General features: G+C 75.9%; 19 protein-coding genes. 11 read left to right on the top strand and 8 right to left on the bottom strand.

The features are described 5' to 3' along the window. Window positions 1-11 precede the first annotated feature (11 nt). The 7 genes from ABZ457_RS06965 (at window position 12) to ABZ457_RS06995 (ending at window position 6,928) form a co-directional block, all read left to right on the top strand. On the top strand, window positions 12-848 hold the full coding sequence (locus tag ABZ457_RS06965; protein WP_359154731.1) for a M55 family metallopeptidase: 837 nt from the start codon (window positions 12-14) through the stop codon (window positions 846-848). After that, window positions 841-2,202, top strand: a complete 1,362-nt coding sequence (locus tag ABZ457_RS06970; RefSeq protein WP_359154733.1) for a M20/M25/M40 family metallo-hydrolase — start codon at window positions 841-843, stop codon at window positions 2,200-2,202. The genes ABZ457_RS06965 and ABZ457_RS06970 overlap by 8 nt, the downstream gene beginning before the upstream one ends. Before the next feature lie 10 nt (window positions 2,203-2,212). Then, window positions 2,213-4,210, top strand: a complete 1,998-nt coding sequence (locus tag ABZ457_RS06975; RefSeq protein ID WP_359154734.1) for a prolyl oligopeptidase family serine peptidase — start codon at window positions 2,213-2,215, stop codon at window positions 4,208-4,210. Then, the gene (locus ABZ457_RS06980; protein WP_359154736.1) at window positions 4,207-5,178 is read left to right on the top strand and encodes an LD-carboxypeptidase; all 972 of its coding nucleotides are present in this window, start codon (window positions 4,207-4,209) and stop codon (window positions 5,176-5,178) included. Before ABZ457_RS06975 ends, ABZ457_RS06980 begins: the two co-directional genes overlap by 4 nt. A 147-nt stretch (window positions 5,179-5,325) precedes the next feature. Continuing rightward, a complete protein-coding gene (locus ABZ457_RS06985) occupies window positions 5,326-6,180 on the top strand; it encodes a helix-turn-helix transcriptional regulator (protein WP_359154738.1) in 855 nt (284 codons plus the stop codon). Continuing rightward, window positions 6,177-6,386, top strand: a complete 210-nt coding sequence (locus tag ABZ457_RS06990; RefSeq protein ID WP_359154740.1) for a DUF397 domain-containing protein — start codon at window positions 6,177-6,179, stop codon at window positions 6,384-6,386. Before ABZ457_RS06985 ends, ABZ457_RS06990 begins: the two co-directional genes overlap by 4 nt. Beyond that, complete coding sequence (locus ABZ457_RS06995) at window positions 6,383-6,928, top strand: GNAT family protein (protein ID WP_359154742.1); 546 nt, start codon at window positions 6,383-6,385, stop codon at window positions 6,926-6,928. Before ABZ457_RS06990 ends, ABZ457_RS06995 begins: the two co-directional genes overlap by 4 nt. A 19-nt stretch (window positions 6,929-6,947) precedes the next feature. Here ABZ457_RS06995 and ABZ457_RS07000 read toward each other — a convergent pair whose 3' ends face one another. From ABZ457_RS07000 to ABZ457_RS07010, 3 genes are all read right to left on the bottom strand, one after another. Further along, window positions 6,948-7,298 carry a VOC family protein gene (locus ABZ457_RS07000; protein ID WP_359154744.1) on the bottom strand — a complete coding sequence of 117 codons (351 nt, stop codon included), beginning with the start codon at window positions 7,296-7,298 and terminating at the stop codon, window positions 6,948-6,950. Window positions 7,299-7,364: 66 nt separating this feature from the next. Beyond that, window positions 7,365-7,787, bottom strand: coding sequence for a hypothetical protein (locus ABZ457_RS07005; protein WP_359154746.1), 423 nt, complete (start codon window positions 7,785-7,787; stop codon window positions 7,365-7,367). A 125-nt stretch (window positions 7,788-7,912) separates the two neighbouring features. After that, window positions 7,913-8,746: a methyltransferase domain-containing protein gene (locus tag ABZ457_RS07010; RefSeq protein ID WP_359154748.1), complete on the bottom strand. Its 834-nt coding sequence runs from the start codon at window positions 8,744-8,746 to the stop codon at window positions 7,913-7,915. A gap of 119 nt (window positions 8,747-8,865) precedes the next feature. On the opposite strand from ABZ457_RS07010, the gene ABZ457_RS07015 reads away from it, so the two are divergent. Further along, entirely contained in the window at window positions 8,866-9,333 is a 468-nt protein-coding gene (locus tag ABZ457_RS07015) for a protein phosphatase (protein ID WP_359154750.1), read from the top strand. 226 nt (window positions 9,334-9,559) lie between these two features. Here the strand turns inward: ABZ457_RS07015 and ABZ457_RS07020 are convergent, their stop codons facing one another. Beyond that, complete coding sequence (locus ABZ457_RS07020; RefSeq protein WP_359154752.1) at window positions 9,560-11,068, bottom strand: phosphatase PAP2 family protein; 1,509 nt, start codon at window positions 11,066-11,068, stop codon at window positions 9,560-9,562. 526 nt (window positions 11,069-11,594) lie between these two features. Between ABZ457_RS07020 and ABZ457_RS07025 the strand changes: the two genes are divergently transcribed. Continuing rightward, window positions 11,595-12,842 (top strand): aminotransferase class I/II-fold pyridoxal phosphate-dependent enzyme, encoded by a 1,248-nt coding sequence (locus ABZ457_RS07025; RefSeq protein ID WP_359154754.1) that lies wholly within the window; start codon window positions 11,595-11,597, stop codon window positions 12,840-12,842. Between the two features lie 703 nt (window positions 12,843-13,545). Here the strand turns inward: ABZ457_RS07025 and ABZ457_RS07030 are convergent. Next, window positions 13,546-14,199, bottom strand: a complete 654-nt coding sequence (locus tag ABZ457_RS07030; protein WP_359154756.1) for a VTT domain-containing protein — start codon at window positions 14,197-14,199, stop codon at window positions 13,546-13,548. Continuing rightward, window positions 14,196-14,978 carry an MBL fold metallo-hydrolase gene (locus ABZ457_RS07035; protein WP_359154758.1) on the bottom strand — a complete coding sequence of 261 codons (783 nt, stop codon included), beginning with the start codon at window positions 14,976-14,978 and terminating at the stop codon, window positions 14,196-14,198. Before ABZ457_RS07035 ends, ABZ457_RS07030 begins: the two co-directional genes overlap by 4 nt. A 240-nt stretch (window positions 14,979-15,218) precedes the next feature. Between ABZ457_RS07035 and ABZ457_RS07040 the strand changes: the two genes are divergently transcribed. Further along, window positions 15,219-17,330, top strand: coding sequence for an alkaline phosphatase family protein (locus ABZ457_RS07040; protein WP_359154760.1), 2,112 nt, complete (start codon window positions 15,219-15,221; stop codon window positions 17,328-17,330). A gap of 237 nt (window positions 17,331-17,567) precedes the next feature. Next, window positions 17,568-17,993 carry a hypothetical protein gene (locus ABZ457_RS07045; protein WP_359154762.1) on the top strand — a complete coding sequence of 142 codons (426 nt, stop codon included), beginning with the start codon at window positions 17,568-17,570 and terminating at the stop codon, window positions 17,991-17,993. Here the strand turns inward: ABZ457_RS07045 and ABZ457_RS07050 are convergent. Both ABZ457_RS07050 and ABZ457_RS07055 read right to left on the bottom strand, forming a co-directional pair. Next, the gene (locus tag ABZ457_RS07050; RefSeq protein ID WP_359154764.1) at window positions 17,983-18,807 is read right to left on the bottom strand and encodes a helix-turn-helix transcriptional regulator; all 825 of its coding nucleotides are present in this window, start codon (window positions 18,805-18,807) and stop codon (window positions 17,983-17,985) included. The two genes, ABZ457_RS07045 and ABZ457_RS07050, sit on opposite strands and share 11 nt — an antisense overlap. A 67-nt stretch (window positions 18,808-18,874) precedes the next feature. Continuing rightward, window positions 18,875-19,306, bottom strand: a complete 432-nt coding sequence (locus tag ABZ457_RS07055) for an SsgA family sporulation/cell division regulator (protein WP_359154766.1) — start codon at window positions 19,304-19,306, stop codon at window positions 18,875-18,877. Window positions 19,307-19,711 lie beyond the last annotated feature (405 nt).

A 19,711-nucleotide genomic window follows, 5' to 3' on the forward strand; every position in this document is an offset into this window, starting at 1 on the left:
GAGAGCGAGCCGTGCGGATTCTCATCAGCGCCGACATGGAGGGCACCACAGGTGTGACCTGGCCGGCCGATGTGCTGCCGGGCACCCCCCAGTGGGAACGCTGCCGTACGCTGTTCACCTCCGACGTCAACGCCGCCGCCCTCGGGTTCTTCGACGGCGGCGCCGACGAGGTCCTCGTCAACGAGGCGCACTGGACCATGCGCAACCTCCTCCTCGAACAGCTCGACGAGCGCGTCCAGATGCTCACCGGCCGGCACAAGGCCCTCTCCATGGTCGAGGGCGTGCAGCACGGCGACGTCGACGGCATCGCCTTCGTCGGCTACCACACCGGCGCCGGCGACGAGGGCGTCCTCGCCCACACCTATCTCGCCAACTCCGTCACCGGCGTCTGGCTGGACGGCGTCCGCGCCAGTGAGGGCCTGCTCAACTCGCGCGTGGTCGCCGAGTACGGCGTCCCCGTCGTCCTGGTCACCGGGGACGACCTGACCTGCGAGGACGCCCTCGGCTACGCGCCCGGCGCCCTGAAGGTCGCGGTCAAGGACCATGTCTCCCGGTACGCGGCCGTCTGCCGCACCCCCACCCGGACCGCCGCCGAGATCCGCGCCGCCGCCCGGGAGGCCGCCGCCCTGGCCGTCCGTCACGAGCCCGCGAGCGACGGCCCGTTCACCGTGGAGATCGAGTTCGACGCGGCCCACCTCGCCGCCGCCGCGACCGTCGTCCCCGGGGTCGCGCCCGCGCCCGGTGAGCGGCGGGTCGCCTACACCAGCCCGACCATGTACGAAGGCATCCGCACGTTCAAGGCGGTCACCACGATCGTCTCCGCGGCCGTGGAGGAGCAGTATGGCTGAGCCGACGATTCCCGACCCGCTCCCGACCCCGTCCGCGGACCCCGTGGACGCGAGGGCGCTGGACGAGGTGGTCGCCTTCACCTCCGAGCTGATCCGCATCGACACCACCAACCGGGGCGGCGGCGACTGCAAGGAGCGCCCGGCCGCCGAGTACTGCGCGCAGCGGCTCACCGACGCCGGACTCGACCCGGTGCTCCTGGAACGCACCCCCGGCCGCGCCAACCTCGTCGTCCGCGTCCCCGGCACCGACCCGTCCGCCGACGCCCTCCTCGTCCACGGCCACCTGGACGTCGTCCCCGCCGAACCCGGCGACTGGAGCGTCCACCCGTTCTCCGGCGAGGTCCGCGACGGCGTCGTCTGGGGCCGGGGCGCGGTCGACATGAAGAACATGGACGCCATGGTCCTGGCCGTCGTCCGCGCCTGGGCCCGCCACGGGGTGCGCCCCCGGCGGGACATCGTCCTCGCGTACACCGCCGACGAGGAGGACAGCGCGATCGACGGCTCCCGCTTCCTGGCGGGCGAGCACGCGCACCTCTTCGAGGGCTGCACCGAGGGCATCAGCGAGTCGGGCGCGTACACCCTGCACGCCAATGGCATGTCCCTCTACCCGATCGGCGCGGGCGAACGCGGCACCGCCTGGCTCCGGCTCACCGCCAACGGCCGCGCCGGGCACGGCTCCAAGGTCAACCGCGCCAACGCGGTCACCCGGATCGCCGCCGCCGTCCACCGCATCGGCGAGCACCGCTGGCCCGTCCGCCTCAGCCCGACCGTCCGCGCCGCCCTCACCGAACTCGCCGCCCTGCACGGCCTCGACGCCGACCTGGACGACCCCGCCTTCGATGTGGACGCCCTCCTGGAACGCCTCGGCCCGGCCGCCCGGATCGTCGAGAACACCGTGCGCAACAGCGCCAACCCGACGATGCTGGACGCCGGTTACAAGGTGAACGTGATCCCCGGCCACGCCCGCGCCCATGTCGACGGGCGGATGGTCCCCGGAGCCGAGGAGGAGTTCGCCGCCACCATGGACGAACTCACCGGCCCGGACGTCGACTGGGACTACTACCACCGCGAGATCCCCCTCCAGGCACCGGTGGACACCCCCACCTTCGCCAGGCTCCGGGCCGCCGTCGAACGCTTCGACCCGGACGCGCGCACCGTCCCCTTCTGCATGGGCGGCGGCACCGACGCCAAGGCCTTCTCCCGGCTCGGCATCACCGGCTACGGCTACACCCCGCTCAAGCTGCCGCCCGGCTTCGACTACAACGCCCTCTTCCACGGCGTCGACGAGCGCGTCCCCGTCGACGCCCTCCACTTCGGCGTCCGCGTCCTCGACCACTTCCTCCGGTCCGCTTAGGAGACCCCCCTTGGTACCCACCGGACCGTACGGAACCTGGCCCTCCCCGATCGGCGCGGAGCTCGCCGCCGCGCACGACGGCCGGCCCGACCACCTCGGCACGGTCGGCGAGGAGGTGTGGTGGACCGCGCCCCGCCCGGAGGAGGGCGGCCGGCGCACCCTGGTGCGGCTGCGCGCGGACGGCCGCGAGGAGACCGCGCTGCCCGCGCCGTGGAACGTGCGCAGCCGCGTCCACGAGTACGGCGGCCTGCCCTGGGCGGGCGTCCCCCGCGCCGGGTCCGGCCCGCTGGTGGTCTTCGTCCACTTCCCCGACCAGCGGCTCTACGCGTACGAGCCCGACACCCCCGGCGCCGAGCCCCGCCCGCTCACCCCCGTGTCCGCCACCGGGGGCGGGCTGCGCTGGATGGAGCCGCTGGTGCTGCCGGAGCGGGGCGAGGTGTGGTGCGTCCTGGAGGAGTTCACGGGCGAGGGGCCCACCGATGTCCGCCGGGTCCTCGCCGCCGTCCCGCTCGACGGCTCGGCCGCCGCCGACCGGGCCGCGATCCGCGAACTCACCGACGACCGGCACCGGTTCCTCACCGGACCCCGGCTCTCCCCGGACGGCCGGCGCGCCGCCTGGCTGGCCTGGGACCACCCCCGGATGCCGTGGGACGGCACCGAGGTGATGGTCGGCGACCTCGGCCCGGACGGCACCCTCACCGCCGTGCGCGCGGTGGCCGGGAGCGCGACGGAGTCCGTCTGCCAGGTGGACTGGGCGCCCGACGGGTCCCTGCTGTACGTCTCCGACGCGGGCGGCTGGTGGGAGGTCCGCCGCGCCCGCCCGGCCGGCGACGGCTTCGCCCCCGCCGAGGCCCTGTGCCCCGGACGGCAGGAGGAGTTCGGCGGGCCACTCTGGCAGCCGGGCTCCCGCTGGTTCGCCGTCCTGCCCGGCGGACTGCTCGCCGTCGTCCACGGCCGGGGCGCCACCGCCCTCGGGATACTGGACCCGGAGAGCGGCGAACTCGTCGACGCGCCGGGCCCCTGGACCGAGTGGGCCGCCACCCTCGCCGTCTGCGGCGACCGGGTCTTCGGCGTCGCCGCCAGCCCGCGCAGCGCCCCCGAGGTCGTCGAACTCGACACCCGCACCGGGCGGGCCCGGGTCGCCGGCAGCCCGCACGCGGACCCGGTCGACCCCGCGTACTACCCCGAGCCGCAGATCCGCACCTTCACCGGCCCCGGCGGCCGGGAGATCCACGCTCATGTCTACCCGCCGCACAGCCCCGACCGGGTCGCGCCCGGCGAGGAGCTGCCGCCCTATGTGGTGTGGGCCCACGGCGGGCCCACCGGCCGGGCCCCGCTCGTCCTCGACCTGGCGATCGCCTACTTCACCTCGCGCGGCATCGGCGTCGCCGAGGTGAACTACGGCGGCTCCACCGGCTACGGGCGCGCCTACCGGGAGCGGCTGCGCGAGCAGTGGGGCGTCGTGGACGTGGAGGACTGCGCGGCCGTCGCCCGCGCCCTCGCCGACGAGGGCACCGCGGACCCGGCCCGCCTCGCGATCCGCGGCGGCAGCGCGGGCGGCTGGACGACGGCGGCCTCCCTGACCGGCACCGATGTGTACGCCTGCGGTGTGATCGTCTACCCGATCCTGGACCTGTACGCCTGGGCCACGGGGGAGACGCACGACTTCGAGTCCCGCTACCTCGAAACCCTGGTCGGCCCGCTCGCCGAGGTCCCCGGCCGCTACCGGGAGCGCTCGCCCGCGAACCACGTCGACCGGATCACCGCGCCGTTCCTGATCCTCCAGGGCCTGGACGACGTGATCTGCCCGCCCGAGCAGTGCGAGCGCTTCCTCGCGGAGACCGCCGGGCGGGGCGTCCCGCACGCCTATCTCGCCTTCGAGGGGGAGGGGCACGGGTTCCGGCGGGCGGAGACCATGGTGGCGGCGCTGGAGGCGGAACTCGGTCTCTACAGCAGGGTGTTCGGGCTGGCGCGTGAGGACGTGCCGGAACTGGAGCTGCGCACATGACCCCGCCGTCCTCACCGGATGCCTCCGTACCCGTGCCCGTGCCCGCGCTCCTCCGGCCGCCCCGGCTGGTCCCCGGCGACCGGGTCGCCGTGGTCGCGCCCAGCGGGCCCGTCCCCGCGGACCGGCTCGACGCGGGCCTCGACATCCTGCGCGGCTGGGACCTCGACCCGGTCGTCCTGCCGCACGTCCGCGACACCCACTCCCGTCTGGGCTACCTCGCGGGCGACGACACGGCCCGCGCCCGCGACCTGACCGACGCCTGGTGCGACCCCGCGTACGCGGCCGTGCTCTGCGCCCGCGGCGGCTACGGTGCCCAGCGGATGGTGGACCTCGTCGACTGGGACGCGGTGCGCGCGGCCCCGCCCAAGCCCCTCGTCGGCTACAGCGACATCACCGCCCTGCACGAGGCGTTCGCCGTCCGCGCGGGCGTCGCCACCCTGCACGGGCCGATGTGCGGCACCGCCGTCTTCCTCAAGGACACCCGCACCCAGGAAGCCCTGCGGGCCACCCTCTTCGCCCCCGAGACCGTCCGCACGATCGAGGCCCTGCCCGGCGCCCGCACCCTGACCCCCGGCCGCGCCGCCGGTGTCACCCTCGGCGGCTGCCTCGCCCTCCTCGCCGCCGACCTCGCCACCCCGCACGGCCGCGCCTCGGCCCGGGGCGGGCTCCTCCTCCTGGAGGACGTCGGCGAGGAGGACTACCGCGTCGACCGCATGCTCACCCAACTCCTGCGCGCCGGCTGGCTGGAGGGCGTCGCGGGCGTCCTCCTCGGTTCCTGGGCCGACTGCGGCCCCTACGAGGACTTCCGCGCCGTCCTCGCCGACCGCCTCGGCCCGCTGGGCGTCCCGGTCGTCGAGGAGTTCGGCTTCGGCCACGGCGACCGGTCCCTGACCGTGCCCCTGGGCGTCCGGGCGGTCCTGGACGCGGACGCGAGGACACTGACGGTGGATCAGCCGGCCCTGAGCTGAGGGCGCGGGCGTTGTAGGGGTCGGCCGTTGTACGGGTGGGCCCGGTCGTTGTACGGGTCCTGCCCCGTGACGGACGCCCCGCGCCCGGCGTTCCCTGACCGGAGGCAACACAGGCGTCGGAGCGTGGACACGGTGGGGACGTGACACATGGCGAACAGCCGCAGGAACAAGCAGGGCAAGGACAAGGACAAGGAAGACGACCGCCCGGTCATCTGGGTGGGTTACGGAAAGCTGCTCAAACTCTTCCGCGAACGGGCGAACGTCACCCAGCAGGCACTGGCCGTGGCCATCGGCTATTCGCTGGAGCAGACCGCCTCCGTGGAACAGGGCCGCCGCCCGGCGAAGTCCGCGTTCACCGAAGCGGCGGAACGCTTCCTGGACGCGGGCGGTGCGCTCGCCGTCCTCCAGGACGACGTGGACCGGGCCAAACTGCCCGCCTTCTTCCAGGACTTCGCCCTCATCGAGACCGAGGCGGTGAGCCGCTTCGCCTACGACCCGCTGCTCGTACCGGGCCTGCTCCAGACCGAGGAGTACATCCGGGCCCTGTTCGCGGGCCACTGCCCGCCGCTGCACGAGGAGATCGTGGAGCAGCACACCGAGGCGCGGCTGAGCAGGCAGAAGATCCTGACGCGGACGCCGCTGGTCGAGGTGTCCTTCGTCATCGAGGACGCGGCGCTCACGAACCCGGTCGGTGAACCGGAGCTGATGCGCAGGCAGATGCGGCATCTGCTGAAGGTGGGCGCCACGCGCAACGTCGAGATCCAGGTGATGCCGTCCGGCCGCGGCTTCCACCCCGGGCTGAACGGCGGCTTCGTGCTCGTGGAGTCGGTGGAGCACCGGCATGTGGGGTACTTCGAGTCGCAGGGCGTGGGGCACGTTGTCGGTGACGCGGACAAGGTCAGCGGCCTGGGGCTTCGATATGGCAAGCTGCGTTCGCAGGCTCTGAACGCCGAGGAGCCGGCACGTCGGATCGCGCGGCTGGCAGGAGAAGCGGACGCATGAGCAACGAATGGAGCGAGCGCGGCTCGCGGCTGGTCTGGGTGAAGAGCAGCTACAGCGGATCGGACGGCGGCGACTGCGTGGAGGTCGCCGTCACTCCCGGCGCCGTGCACGTCAGGGACTCCAAGGACACCGCGCGCCGGGGCCTGGCCGTGTCGCCGGACAGCTGGGCGTGCTTCCTGGACGGCGCTGTCCGCCTGCCGCGTTGAGCGCACGCTGTACGGCCATCGGCGAGCGGGTGGGGCTGCGGCCGTTCACCCTCGCCGACGGGCCCGAGTTCACCGCGCACGCGCGCCGGAGCACCGAGTTGCACCGGCCGTGGCTGTTCCCGCCGCAGACGGACGAGGCGTACGCCGGGTACGCGACCCGGCTGATCGAGGACCCGGCGCGGGCCGGGTTCCTGGTGGTCGAGCGCGCCACCGGCCGCATCGCGGGCTTCGTCAACATCAACAACATCGTCGAGGGCGCGTTCCTGAGCGGGGCCCTCGGCTACGGCGCGTTCGCGCACGCGGCGGGCCGGGGGCTGATGGGGGAGGCGCTGGGGCTGGTCCTGGACCACGCCTTCGGGCCCCGGGGCCTGCACCGGCTGGAGGCCAACATCCAGCCGGGCAACACCGCCTCCCTCGCCCTCGTCCGTTCCGCCGGGTTCCGGCTGGAGGGGTTCTCGCCCGGCTTCCTGCTCATCGACGGCGCCTGGCGGGACCACGAACGCTGGGCGGTCACCCGGGAGATGCGCGCCCGCGTGCGCTGAACGCGGGCCCGCCGACGCGTCACTCCCCCTTGCGGTCCACGTACTCGAAAACCGAGCCGTCCGGGTGCAGGGCGACCAGGTTCCGGCCCACGGGGGTGGGGACGGGGCCCGCGAGGATGTGGGCGCCGTTGGCGGTGAGGGTCCGGTGGGCCTCGTCCACGTCCGTCACCGCGATGGTCGCGGACACCTTGCGCAGGATCTCCAGCTCCTCCGCCGGGCCGCTCATCAGCAGGAAGCACCCGACGGCGGCGACGGACACCCCGCCGCGCTCGAAGCGCAGGGGCGGGGCGCCGGTGAGGCGTTCGTAGAAGGCGGCCGAGGCGTCCAGGTCGTCGACGCAGACGCGGAGCGTGGTTCCGAGGATCTCCATACGGGCGAGGGTAGTTGGCCGGGTGCGTGAGGGACACGGGCGGTCGGGGACGGCCGCCGGCCGGGCTCAGCGGCCGAAGGCGGCCCGGCAGAGGGCCGTGACGGACGAGTCGGTCACCCCGTCGGAGGCACGGCACAGCTCGCGCATGGTGGAGTCGTGGCCGGTGCGCGGCGGCTGTCGCGGTGGGGCGGGGGCCGGGGGCGGTACCGGGCGTGGAGGCGGGGTCCAGGCCGGTGGGGGAGCGGCCCGCCGGACGGGCGGGGGCGTGGGCCTCGGCTCGCGGGGCGCCGTGGACAGCAGGGCCTCCCGGGCCGTGGACTGGGTCGGCATCCGCCACGAAGGAGAGGGGGACGGGGACGGAGACGGGGAAGGCGAGGGGCGGCGCTCCGGCGGGGGCGGGAGGGACACACAGCCGGTGACCGCCGTGCCGAGCACGAGCACGGTGAGCACGGCGGCGGGGATCGCGGGCGGTAACGGGGTGCGGCGCATCCGCCCACCCTGGCGCAGGCGGACCGGCCGCCGGGGCGGGATCGGGCCGGGACCACCGGCACAGGTGAACACCGGTGCGGAGTATGGACCTTGCGGAGTACGGCCGCGTCACCGGCGCGGCCCGGTCACACCCGGCAGAGGATCTCGCCGTGCGGGACCATGAACCACCCGTCCTCGTCCGCGCCCCACGCCCGCCAGGCGTCCGCGATCGCCGCGAGGCGCGCCTCGTCCGCGTGGCCGCCGTCGACTGCCAGGCGGGCGTAGCCGGAGGCGGTCGTGCGGTCCGCCCAGAGGCCGCTCCACCAGGCGCGTTCCTCCGGGGTGGCGAAGCACCAGTTCGTCGCGGTGGCGGTGATGTCGGTGAAGCCGGCGGCCCTCGCCCAGGACTTGAGGCGCCGTCCGGCGTCCGGCTCACCGCCGTTGGCGCGGGCGACCGTCCGGTACAGCTCCAGCCAGCCGTCGAGCGCCGGGGACCGCGGGTACCAGGTGAACGCGCCGTAGTCGCTGTCGCGGGCCGCCACCACCCCGCCCGGCCGGCACACCCGCCGCAGCTCGCGCAGCGCCCGCACGGGGTCGCCGACGTGCTGGAGGACCTGGTGCGCGTGCACCACGTCGAAGGAGTCGTCCGGGAACGGCAGCGCGTGGACGTCCGCGACGTCGAACCGGACGCCGTCCAGGCCGCGTTCTTCCGCCGTGGCGCGAGCCGTGCGGAGCACGCCTTCCGCCGCGTCGACGCCCGTGACGCTCCCGCCCGGCGCGACGAGCGCGGCGAGGTCGGCGGTGATGGTCCCCGGCCCGCAGCCCACGTCCAGGACGGCCAGCCCCGGACGCAGTTCGCCGAGGAGGTACGCGGCGGAGTTCCGGGCGGTGCGCCAGGTGTGCGAGCGCAGCACGGACTCGTGGTGCCCGTGCGTGTAGACGGCGGTCTCCCGCGCGGTGTCCACGGCTTCTTCCGGCATGGCGGAGGTACCCCTTCCCTGGGAGTGTCCGGCGGGAGCCGGGCGGCGGTTTCCACCGTACGCCCGCGTATCGCGATACGAGACCCGCGTATCGCATACTGGACTGACAGGATGGGGTCATGGCGGAGGAGCGCGAGGTGGCGGAGACCTGGGACCCGGCGGGGGACGGGGTGTTGGCGCTGCCCTCAGGCCGCACGGTGCGGGGGCGCGGGCTGCGGCGGCCGCTGCCGGACGGGCCGGAACCGCAGTTCGCCGTCTATCTGCTGGGCAAGGAGCCGCCCCCCGTGCCCTGGGAGGCGCGCTGGCTGCCGTGGCCGGACTTCCGGCTGCCCAAGGACCGTGCCCTGGCACGGGAGTTGTTCACGGAGGCATGGCGGCGGTCGGCGGTGGAACGCGTCGAGTTCGCCTGCGGCGGCGGCCGGGGACGCACCGGAACGGCCCTCGCCTGCCTGGCGGTTGTCGACGGGGTCCCGGCGGCGGAGGCGGTCGCGTACGTCCGCCGGCACTACGACCGGCACGCGGTGGAGACGCCGTGGCAGCGGCGGTACGTCCGCGCTTTCGCGTCTCAGGGGCACGGCACGGGGTGAACCTCCCGGCCGCACCTGGCGCCGGTGACGGCCGGGGCGGGTGGGCCGGCGTCGTGGGTGGGGCCGGACAGGCCGAGGCCCCGCGGGCACACGGCCGCGCGGGAGCCGCCGGGCGACCGGCACCCCCGTGGCCGGCCGCTCCCGGCGGTACGACCATGGTGGTGGGGGTGCGGGCCCCGCGTCGATCCGTTTTTTTCGGTGGGCGCGGGCCGTGTCCCGACGGCTTCTAGAGCAGCCGCAGCGGGCGGTAGACGGTCAGCCCGTCCACCAACTTGTCCACGACCAGTTCGCGCGGCGCCTCGGCCACCTCGCCGTCGAAGGCGAGCAGCGTCCCCGGTTCGAGGCCGCCGATCCGCAGCTCCTGCAACTGCCGGGCCGCGTGCACGGGCGAGCGCTGGAGCTTGCCCGCCACCGCCGCGCCGAGCAGCCGCAGCCCCGGCAGCCGGCCGCCGTGCACCACGCGCACGTCCAGCAGGCCGTCCGCGAGGTCGAGGCGGTGGCCGGGGGTGGGGCCGACGCCCTTGTAGACGCCGTTGCCCGCGAAGATCAGCCACATCGGGCGGCGCTCGCCCTGGACGTCCGCCGTCAGCGGGTGCTCGCCCCGCAGCACCCGGCTCGCGGCCAGCACCCCGGCCGGCCAGGCGCCGATCCTCGGCGACCAGCGCTCCCGGATGCGCACCAGCTCGGGGTAGACACCCAGGCTGAACGTGTTGAGGAAGTAGCCCGCGTCGCCGCGGCCGCCCGGACCGGGCCGGAAGCGCCCCAGGTCCACCCCGACCGCCTCGCCCGCCGCCACGGCGCGGCAGGTGTCCACGACATCCTCTATGCCGAGGTCGTAGGCGAAGTGGTTGAGCGTGCCGCCGGGGAACACGGCGAGCGGCAGACCGCGCGTCACGGCCACGGTGGCGGCCAGGTTGACCGTCCCGTCGCCCCCGACGACGCCCAGCGCCCTCGCTCCCTCGGCGGCCTTCGCCAGCTGCTCGGACAGCTCGTCCGGGGCGCACTCGACGACCTCGGCGAGGGGGAGCGCGGACCGGACGGCCGAGGCGCAGTCCGCCGTACCGGACTCGCGGTTCACGACGACCACCAGGCCCTCGCCCTCCGGCAGCGCGGGCGCGCTCTCGCGGGGGCGGCCCGGCGGCGGAAGCTGGGACCGGGTCGGCACCAGACCGCGCACCGCGAACGCGGCCCCGACGCCGAGCGCCGCGCCCACCAGCACATCGCTCGGGTAGTGCACCCCGGTGTAGACGCGGGAGAAGGCCACGGAGGCGGCGACCGGGGCGACGACCGCGCCCCACCCCTTCGACTCCAGGGCCACGCCGGTCGCGAACGCGGCGGCGGAGGCGGAGTGCCCGGACGGGAACGAGGTGGTGATCGGCTGCCGCTTGAGCTGCCGTATCACCGGCACGCCGTCCAGGATCGGGCGCGCCCGGCGCACGGAGTGCTTGCCCACGGTGTTGATCACGGCGGAGGCGACGGCGAGGGAGGCCACGCCGCGCACGGCCGCGCGCCGGGACCGGGCACCGCGCCCGAGCGCGGCGATACCGGCCGCCGCGCCGAACCACAGCAGCCCGTGGTTCGCACCGCGGCTCAGCCGGGGCAGCACCGGCTCGGCACCGGGCCACTCCCGGCTCGCCACGGTGTGGAACACCGCCCGGTCCCATGCGCCGAACAGCGCGGAGGCCCGGGCGCGCAGGGACGGTGGCGGCGCGGGCTGTCTACGGAGGGTTGCCATGCGAGCCGCCTACCCCGCGGGGGTGGGGGCTACGCGGGGCTGGTGAGGGGTGGGGCCGTCCGTGTCGCGGGCCCCGGCCCCGCCCCGGGGCGTGTTGCCCCCCGCCTTGGGAACGTCCGGACCCGCCCGGGCACGGTCGCGCCCGCCCCCCGGGGGTGGGCCGGTGCCGCCGTCTGCCCGGGGCACGTCGTGCCCGTTCCTGCCGGGTCCGGGACGATTCCCGTCGGTGACGGGGGAGTCGCCGGGCGAGGCTGCCCCCAGGTCCCCAGGTCCCCAGGCCCCCCGGCCCCCGGGTGGCCGCGGCCCGTCCTGCTTGCCCGCCCCTGGCGCTGCTGCACGCGCCCGCGCCCGCCGGCCGTCTGGCGACGGCGCGGGCCGGACGGCCCGGCGGCTCGGGAGGCCCCGGGGCCGGGGCTCGGCCCCGCTCCCCCGGGCGATCACCGGGGAAGCTCCGTATAAAGGGCTTCGGGGGCCGGGCGCCGAAGCCCGCCCGGCGCCTCGGTCGGGCCGGTCACGGAGGTGGCGGATGCAGGGCAGTGAGCCCGCCGGGCGCGGGCCCGTACGGTACGGGCCGCCGGTGCCGCCGACCGGGCTGCCCGTGGACGACGGGAGCGCGGCGGTGCTCGCCTCGGCCGCGGGTGCGGTCCGGGGCGAGCCCCCGGGCGGCGGGGCGGCCCTGCGGGAGGCGGCCTGCGGCTACTGGGCGCGACGCGGACTGCACTGCGGCCCGGACGAGGTGGTCGCCGCCTCCGGCGCGCAGCCGCTGCTCTTCGCGCTGCTCGGCGCGTACGACGGCGATGTGCTGGTGCCCCGGCCGTGCCCCGCGTGGTGGGTCCCGCAGGCCCGGCTGCTGGGGCGGCCCGCCTACCACGTCCCCACACCGGCCGAGTGCGGCGGCGTACCGGACCCGTTCGCCCTGCTGGAGACCGTGCGCCGGGTCCGGGCCGAGGGCGGGCGGCCGCGGATCCTGCTGCTCTCCGTCGCCGACGACCCGACCGCGACCGTGGCCCCGCCGGAGACCCTGCGGGAGACCTGCGAGGCGGCCGTCGGGGAGGGGCTGCACATCATCAGCGACGAGACCTGGCGGGACACCCTGCACGCCCCGGCCGCGACCGTGCTGCTGAGCCCCGCCGAGATGTGCCCCGGGGACGTGACCGTGATCAGCGATCTCGTCGGCGCGCTCACCCCCGAGTCGTGGCCCGTCGCCGTGGCCCGGTTCCCGCAGGGGGCGGCCGCGGCCGCCCGGCGCGCCCGGACGCTGGACTTCATCACCGCGCTCGGCGCGGTCGTCCCGGCACCGCTCGCCGCGGCCGCCGCGTACGTCCTCGGTGAGCCGGAGGCGGTGGCCGAGCGGGCGGTACGGGCGGTCGCGGTGCACGCCCGGCTGGCCGCCGCCGTGCACCGGGCCGTCCTCGCGGCCGGGGCGCTCGCCCTCCCGCCACAGGCCGGCCGGCACCTGTACGCGGACCTCGGCCCGCTGCGGGCCGGGCTCGCGGAGCGGGGCGTGGGGGACTCCATGGAGCTGGAGGACCACCTCGGCGGCCTCCTCGGCACCTCGGTCCCCGGCGGCCACCGCTTCGGCGACGAACTCGGCGCGCTGCGCGTCCGGTTGTCGACCGGCCCGCTGCTGGGCAGCACCCCGGACGAACAGCACGCGGCCCTGACCGCCCCGGACGTCCTCCGCCTCCCGCACGTGGACGCGGCGCTGGGCCGGCTCGCGGGCGTCCTCCACGAGCTGGGCGACGCGGGGCCCGGTCCGGGCCTGGAGCGCTGACCGCCCGGGCCACGGGGACGTGCGACGCCCGCCGCCGTCGCGCTGGCTGCCCGGCCCTCGGGCCGGCCGGTCCGGGCGCGCCGTGTCCGGAGCGCTGACCACCCGGGCCGGGCCGCCGCAGCGCTCGCGCGTCTTCCTGCCGCTGCCCTTCGGGACGGTCGCGCTTCCGGGTCGGGCCCGGGGTTGGCCCACCGCGCCCGGAGCGCTGACCGCCCCCGCCCGGGACGTGCGACGCCCACCGCCGACGTGCTGACAGCCGTGCACCGGGCCGCCCTTTCAGGGCGGGGCTGCGGCCTGTGGCCGACCGTCCCGCCGAGACTGGTCGGCTCGGTGGCCGGCGGCCTTCCGGGCGCGGCACCTCGAAACCAGGGAAGGTTCGGCAGCCAGGGAGCGTCCCGCGTCCCGGGCGACGGGAGCGGGCACCCGCGCTCCCGGGGGCGTTCGCCCGCCGCACGCAGGGGGCGCGATCGCCACCACGGATCGGCTTGACGGGTTCGAGCTCACCCGAACGAGCCGTCCCGCCGGGACCGGTGCCTTTCCGAGGCCGGGCGCCCCGGTACCCGGCTGCGGTTGGCCGTCCCTGCCGCGATCGGCCACCCCTTCTGGGCCCGGAAGCCCGGTGGCCGCCCGGGCCGCCCGGGCCGTCCGCCGCCGCGCTGACCCCCGAGCCGGGCGCCCTCGGCGCCCCCGGCGCCCCCGCCCGTCACCCCGCGTGGCGTGGGCGGCGGACGCGGCGCCAGAGGGCGGGGGCGGTGCCGACCAGGACGGTCAGGGCGACCGCGGCGACCACGCCCTGCCAGGGTTCGGGGAACAGCGAGCCGCCCAGGATGCCGATGAGCGCGTAGGTGGCCGCCCAGGCCAGGCACGCGGGCGCGTCGCCGCGGACGAAATCGCGCAGGCGCATCCGGGCCAGCAGGCACGCCAGCATGATCGGGATGCGCCCGGCCGGGACCAGGCGGGAGAGGACCAGGACGGTCACCCCGTGCTCCGACAGCTTGCGCTGCGCCTGGTCGAGGCGGTCCGGCGCGGCACGGGACCGCAGCGCCTCCAGCCAGCGGGAGCCGTTCTTCGAGCGCACGCCCCGGCTGCCGAGCCAGTACAGCACCACGTCGCCGGCGAACGCGGCCAGCGAGGAGACCAGGAAGACGAAGAGCAGCGCCAGCGGCGCGGTCTGGTGGAAGGCCACCACGGCGGCCGAGCTGACCACCGCCCCCGTGGGCACCACCGGTACCAGCGCGCCCAGCGACACCAGCAGGAACAGGGACGGGTAGCCGACCGCCTGCTGGGTGGACTCCGGGGGCAGTTGACCGGCCGCCTCGCCCAACCGCCCGACCAGGTCGGAGAGTTCCGCGATCACCGACCCGCCTCCGGTCTGACGCGCTCGCCGTGGCCGAGCCGGTGCACGGTCACCTTCGGCGCGAGCAGCGCCGCCTTGCGCACGAACTCGTCGCCCGGCGCGTGGAATTCGTGCGGCCGGATCGCGTCCATCCCGATGGGCCAGTACGTGCCGTAGTGCACCGGCACCGCCGCCCGCGGCGACAGCGCGGCGAGCGCCTGTGCCGCCCGGCCCGCGTCCAGGTGCCCGTGGCCGAGGTACGGGCCCCAGCCGCCGACCGGCAGCAGCGCCACGTCGACCGGGCCGACCTCCTCGGCCATCCCGTCGAACAGCCCGGTGTCGCCCGCGAAGTAGGTGTCGGCCTCGCCGCTGATCACATAGCCCAGCGCGGGCGAGCGGTGCGGGCCGACCGGGACGCGGCGCCCGTCGTGGGCCGCAGTCACCGCCCGGACGCGCAGGCCGTCCACGCGCACCTCGTCCCCCGGCGCGACCTCGGTCACCGCGAGTCCGCCGACCGCCGCCACCCTCCGCAGCCCCCGGACCGCGCGCAGCGCGCCGTGCGGCACGACCAGCCGGGTCCCGGGCGCGAGCCGGGCCAGGGACGGCAGATGCAGATGGTCCGAGTGCAGATGCGAGACGAGGACCGCGTCCGCGACCGTCGCCTCGGGCGGCGGCAGATCGCCCCGGCGGCGGCGCAGATGCGCGAGGCGCCGCACCAGGAGCGGGTCGGTGAGCACCCGGACCCCGGAGTCCTCGACCGTGCAGGTGGCATGACCCCACCAGGTGACTTCCACCGGCACCGTGCGACCTCCTCGCCGTCGTCGGGCGGAACGGCACCCGGGCCGCCGCCCCGCCCCGAGACTGCCCGGCCCGCCCCGCCGTACGTGTCCGAGGGTAGTTGGCCCCCGAGTGCGGGCGCGCGGTCGGGCGCGGCGCCACCCACACGGGGGACCGGGCCCGGGGCCGCCCGTCCCCGTCCGGCCGCTGTGACAGGCTGGGTGCCTGGTCGGAGGGGTTCCGGAGGGGTGAGGTGAACGCGCGTGGCTGAACGGCGGTGGCGGTGGCGCACCGCGGGGAGCGCGGTCCTGCGGGTGGTCGTCGTGTGGGCGGTGTCCACGCTGACCATGCTGGTCCTCGCCGGGGCGCTGCCCGACTTCCGGCTCCAGTCCGGCGACGGTGAGTCCATCACCCGGACCGCGCTCACCGCGGCCTGGGGCGCGGGCGCCTTCGGCCTCCTCGGGGCGCTGGTCTGGCCGGTGATCGTCCGCGCCCTGCTGCTGGTGCCCGCCCTCGTCCTCGGGCTGCTGGTGTTCTTCCTCAACGGCTCGCTGCTGCTGATCGCCCTCTGGCTGATCCCCGACGGGCGCGGGACGGCCAACCCCGAGACCGCCGTCGTGGTCGCCGCCGTGATGTCCGCCGTCGCCTCCGCCACCTCCACCGCGCTGGCCGTGCGCGACGACGACGCCTACCGGCGGCGCCTGTCCCGGCTCGCCCACCGCCGCCGGCGCGGCCGGGGACCCGACGGGGCGCGCAGTGCCACGCCCGGCACGGTCTTCGTCCAGCTCGACGGCGTCGGCCACGAGGTGCTGCGCAACGCGGCCGAGAGCGGGGTGATGCCGACCGTCGCGAGCTGGCTGGGCGACACACACCGGCTCACCCCGTGGCGCACCGACTGGTCCAGCCAGACCGGCGCCAGCCAGCTCGGCATCCTGCACGGCACCAACCACGACGTGCCCGCCTTCCGCTGGTACGAGAAGGACACCCGGCGGATCGTGGTCAGCAACCGCCCGGCGAGCGCGGCCGAACTCCAGCGCAGGGCCGTCGCGCGCACCGCCGACGGCGGACTGCTCACCCTCGACGGCGCCAGCCGGGGCAACCTCTTCAGCGGCGGCGCCGACCAGCTCGCCCTGGTCCTCTCCGTCGCCGCCCGCCGGGGCCCCGGCCACCGCTCCCGCGCCGGGTACTTCGCCTACTTCTCGGACCCGGCGAACGCGGTGCGCACCGCCGGCTCCTTCGCCGCCGAGGTGTGCCGCGAGATCGGCCAGTCGGTGCGCGCCCGGGTGCGCGGCGACGAGCCCCGGGTGAGCCGGGGCGGGCTCTACCCGTTCATCCGGGCCTTCGCGACCGTCGTGGAGCGGGACGTGGTGGTCGCCGCCGTGATCGGGGACATGCTCGCCGGGCGCGCCGCCGTCTACGCCGACCTGGTCGCCTACGACGAGGTGGCCCACCACTCCGGCCCGCACAGCCGGGACGCGCAGGATGTGCTGGAGCGCCTGGACCGGTCCCTGGCCCTGCTCGCCAAGGTCGCCGACCACGCGCCCCGCCCGTACCGGATCGTGCTGCTCTCCGACCACGGGCAGAGCCCCGGCACCACCTTCGCGGGCGCCTACGGGCTGACCCTGCGCGATCTGGTGCGGGCCGGCTGCGGACTGCCCGTCCCGCGCAGCGCCCGGCGCTCCCGCAGCGGCGCGGAGGCCCGGGACGCGGCGCGGGACGCGCTGCGCACCGCCCTGCACCGGGAGGTCGGGGAGGACGGCGAGGAGGTCCTCCCGGACACCGGGTCCGAGCCGATCGTGCTGGCCTCCGGGAACCTCGCGCTGATCTCCTTCCCGGACGTGCCGCACCGGATGAGCCGGCAGGAGATCGACCGCCGCCACCCGGCCCTGCTCTCCACCCTCGCCAGCCACCCCGGCATCGGCTTTCTGCTGGTCCGCGACGAGGAGCACGGGTCGGTGGTCCTCGCGGCGGACGGCGCCCGCGTGCCGCTCGCCGATCTGAAGGACGGCGACGGGGGCACGCTGGCCGCCTTCGGGCCGGGCGCGGCGGACGCGGTGCGCCGTACCGACGGCTTCGAGCACGTCGCCGATGTGATGGTGAACTCGATGCACGATCCGCGTACGGGGGTGGTGCACGCCTTCGAGGAGCAGATCGGCTCCCACGGCGGGCTCGGCGGCGAGCAGGGGCGGGCCTTCCTGCTCTCCCCGTTCGAGCTGTCGCCACCGACCGAGCCGGGCCGCGAGCTCGTGGGCGCGGAGCAGGTGCACCGGGTGCTGCGGCGCTGGCTGCGGGAGGGGCAGGGGCCGCAGGTCCCGATCGGCGTGCCCGACCGGGCGCGGCCCACGGGCGGACCCGTCCCCGGCCCGCCCGCCTGACCCGACCGGGCCGGGGCGGGGCGGGTGGAACGGGCCCGGGGGCTTCACCTCGGGCCGGGGCGGGCGGTGGCATTAGCCCGGACGTAGCGGTGGCATTACCCCGGACGTAATCGACCCGTCCCGCCGCGCCCGGCAGGCTGAGGGGCACCGGGAACCGGGCGGCGCACTCCGTCCGGTCCCCGGGCCCACACCGCCGCCGGACGCCGTCCGGCCACTCCCGCCGGAGGTCGATCCGTCATGTCCCAGGCCCTGCTCGCCGGTCTCTCCCGCACCACCGAGCCCTTCACCGCCCTGCGCCGCGTCCTCGCCCTCGACGCGGTCGTCACCGCCGCGGGCGGCCTCGTCTGCGCCGTGCTGCCCGGACCGGTCGGGCGGCTCCTCGGCATGGACGCCGGGCTGCTCCTCGGGCTCGGAATCTTCCTCGCCGTCTACGGGTCCGCCCTGGGCCTGCTCGCCTCCCGCGCCGAACCGCCCGCGCTGCCGGTGCGCCTCGCCGTGGAGACCAACCTGCTCTGGAGCGTGCTGAGCGTGGCGGCCGTGGTGCTGTGGCTGGAGCCGACGACCGCGGGCGCGGTGTGGATCCCCGCCCAGGCGCTGGTCTCCGCCGCCTTCGCGGCCGCGTTCTTCACCGCCCACCGGGCGACGGCGGCGGTCAGGCGCTGAGGGTCCGCAGATAGGCGACCGTCTCCGGGTCGGCCGGGAGGAAGGTCTCGATGGCCAGCTCGGCGACGGTCACGTCCAGCGGGGTGTTGAACGTGGAGATGGACGAGACGAAGGAGAGCACCCGGCCGTCGTACTCGATCCGCAGCGGCAGCGCGAAGTACGGGTACGGCCGCTCGTCCCGGGGCTCCTCGCCGCCCACTTCTCCCGTCCCTTCCGCCGTCGCGGGCAGCGGGTAGGCGGCGACCTCCTCGTAGAGTGCGCGGAGCGCGGCCGAGCGGGACAGGGCGATCTGACGCTCCATCTGCTCCAGCAGATGCCCCCGCCACTCCGGAAGATTCCGGATGCGCGGGGCCAGCCCCTCGGGGTGGAGGGTGAGGCGCATCGCGTTCAGGGGCGGCGCGAGCAGATGGGCGGGTACCTCGTCGAGCATCATGGTGATGCCCCGGTTGGCGGCGACGACCGTGTACGTGCCGTCCACGACCAGCGCCGGATACGGCTCGTAGCCCGTCAGCAGCTGGTCGATCCCCTCCCGCAGGGCGCCGAGGGCGGGCGCGTCGACCGGGGTCTCCGCGTAGCGCGGGGCGTAACCGGCCGCCAGCAGCAGGGCGTTGCGCTCCCGCACCGGCACGTCGAGGTGCTCGGCGAGCCGGAGGACCATCTCCTCGCTGGGGCGGGAGCGGCCGGTCTCCACGAAGCTGATGTGGCGGGCGGAGGAGTCGGCGCGCAGGGCCAGTTCGAGCTGGCTGACCCGGCGGCGCTCCCGCCAGCTGCGCAGCAGCGGGCCCACCTCCGTACGGGGCACGGCAGTTGTCATGGGGTGACCGTAGTACGGGCGCGTCGGGCCGGCGGACGCGGCCGGGGCCCGGTCCGCGCTCGCCGGGTCAGCCCTTCGCCTCGCCGAACAGCGCCGCGAGCGCCCGTTCGACGTCCAGGCTCGTGCACTCCTGGGCGGCGGGCACGGCGGCGTAGGAGTGGAGCAGGAAGCGGCTCAGGCTCTCGGTGCCGAACTGGAGGAGCGCCACCCCCTCCGGCGAGCGCAGCTCGATCATCGTCTGCGCCGGGCCGCACGGCCAGATGTGCACATCGCCGTCGCCGGCCGGGGCGCGCAGCCCCGCGTCGAGCAGGCTGCGGGCGAAGGTCCAGGTCACGCCCGCGTCGTCGAGGCAGACCTCGGGCGGGAAGGCCAGGCGGACCGCGAGGGGGTCGGCGCGGTGGTAGCGCAGGACCACCGGTACCGCCGAGGGGTGGGGCGCGTCGCTGATGAGACGGGCCAGGACGGACTGCTCGACGGATCGCTCGATGGAGGGTGACATCGCTCGCTCCTCCTGCTGCGTGAGCTACACCAGTGGTGGGTGTGACCTGCATCACCCACCTTCGAACTCTCGGCGCCGAATGGCCAGACCTTTGCGCCCACGGATTTCACCGCGTAGCGGTCCGATGTCCGTGCGTGTCCGCCGGGTGGGGTGTTACCGCCCGTTCGTGTGGGTTCCGGTCGGATCCGGAAAGGGGTGGGCGGGGAAACCGGGGGGATCGTGTGTTCGAGGCCGTTCCGGGGTCCTTGTGCGGCCGCTCCGGGCAGCGAGAAGCCCCGGCCGAACGGGGGTTTTCGGCCGGGCAATATGTGAACGGTAAACCATCAATCCGCATGGTGGGACGCGAGGCCTCCCGGATGTGACCCACCTAACAGCGGGTGAGGCTTTGGGTAGGGCTGGGGGGGT

The sequence above is a fragment of the Streptomyces sp. NPDC005805 genome (assembly GCF_040630445.1).
Taxonomy (GTDB): domain Bacteria; phylum Actinomycetota; class Actinomycetes; order Streptomycetales; family Streptomycetaceae; genus Streptomyces.

Excerpts from the sequence above, each read along its gene's own strand:
- ABZ457_RS06970 (WP_359154733.1), top strand. The coding sequence starts at position 841 with ATGGCTGAGCCGACGATTCCCGACCCGCTCCCGACCCCGTCCGCGGAC.
- ABZ457_RS06980 (WP_359154736.1), top strand. The coding sequence starts at position 4,207 with ATGACCCCGCCGTCCTCACCGGATGCCTCCGTACCCGTGCCCGTGCCC.
- ABZ457_RS06985 (WP_359154738.1), top strand. The coding sequence starts at position 5,326 with ATGGCGAACAGCCGCAGGAACAAGCAGGGCAAGGACAAGGACAAGGAA.
- ABZ457_RS06990 (WP_359154740.1), top strand. The coding sequence starts at position 6,177 with ATGAGCAACGAATGGAGCGAGCGCGGCTCGCGGCTGGTCTGGGTGAAG.
- ABZ457_RS07000 (WP_359154744.1), bottom strand. The coding sequence starts at position 7,298 with ATGGAGATCCTCGGAACCACGCTCCGCGTCTGCGTCGACGACCTGGAC.
- ABZ457_RS07005 (WP_359154746.1), bottom strand. The coding sequence starts at position 7,787 with ATGCGCCGCACCCCGTTACCGCCCGCGATCCCCGCCGCCGTGCTCACC.
- ABZ457_RS07010 (WP_359154748.1), bottom strand. The coding sequence starts at position 8,746 with ATGCCGGAAGAAGCCGTGGACACCGCGCGGGAGACCGCCGTCTACACG.
- ABZ457_RS07015 (WP_359154750.1), top strand. The coding sequence starts at position 8,866 with ATGGCGGAGGAGCGCGAGGTGGCGGAGACCTGGGACCCGGCGGGGGAC.
- ABZ457_RS07020 (WP_359154752.1), bottom strand. The coding sequence starts at position 11,068 with ATGGCAACCCTCCGTAGACAGCCCGCGCCGCCACCGTCCCTGCGCGCC.
- ABZ457_RS07025 (WP_359154754.1), top strand. The coding sequence starts at position 11,595 with ATGCAGGGCAGTGAGCCCGCCGGGCGCGGGCCCGTACGGTACGGGCCG.
- ABZ457_RS07045 (WP_359154762.1), top strand. The coding sequence starts at position 17,568 with ATGTCCCAGGCCCTGCTCGCCGGTCTCTCCCGCACCACCGAGCCCTTC.
- ABZ457_RS07050 (WP_359154764.1), bottom strand. The coding sequence starts at position 18,807 with ATGACAACTGCCGTGCCCCGTACGGAGGTGGGCCCGCTGCTGCGCAGC.
- ABZ457_RS07055 (WP_359154766.1), bottom strand. The coding sequence starts at position 19,306 with ATGTCACCCTCCATCGAGCGATCCGTCGAGCAGTCCGTCCTGGCCCGT.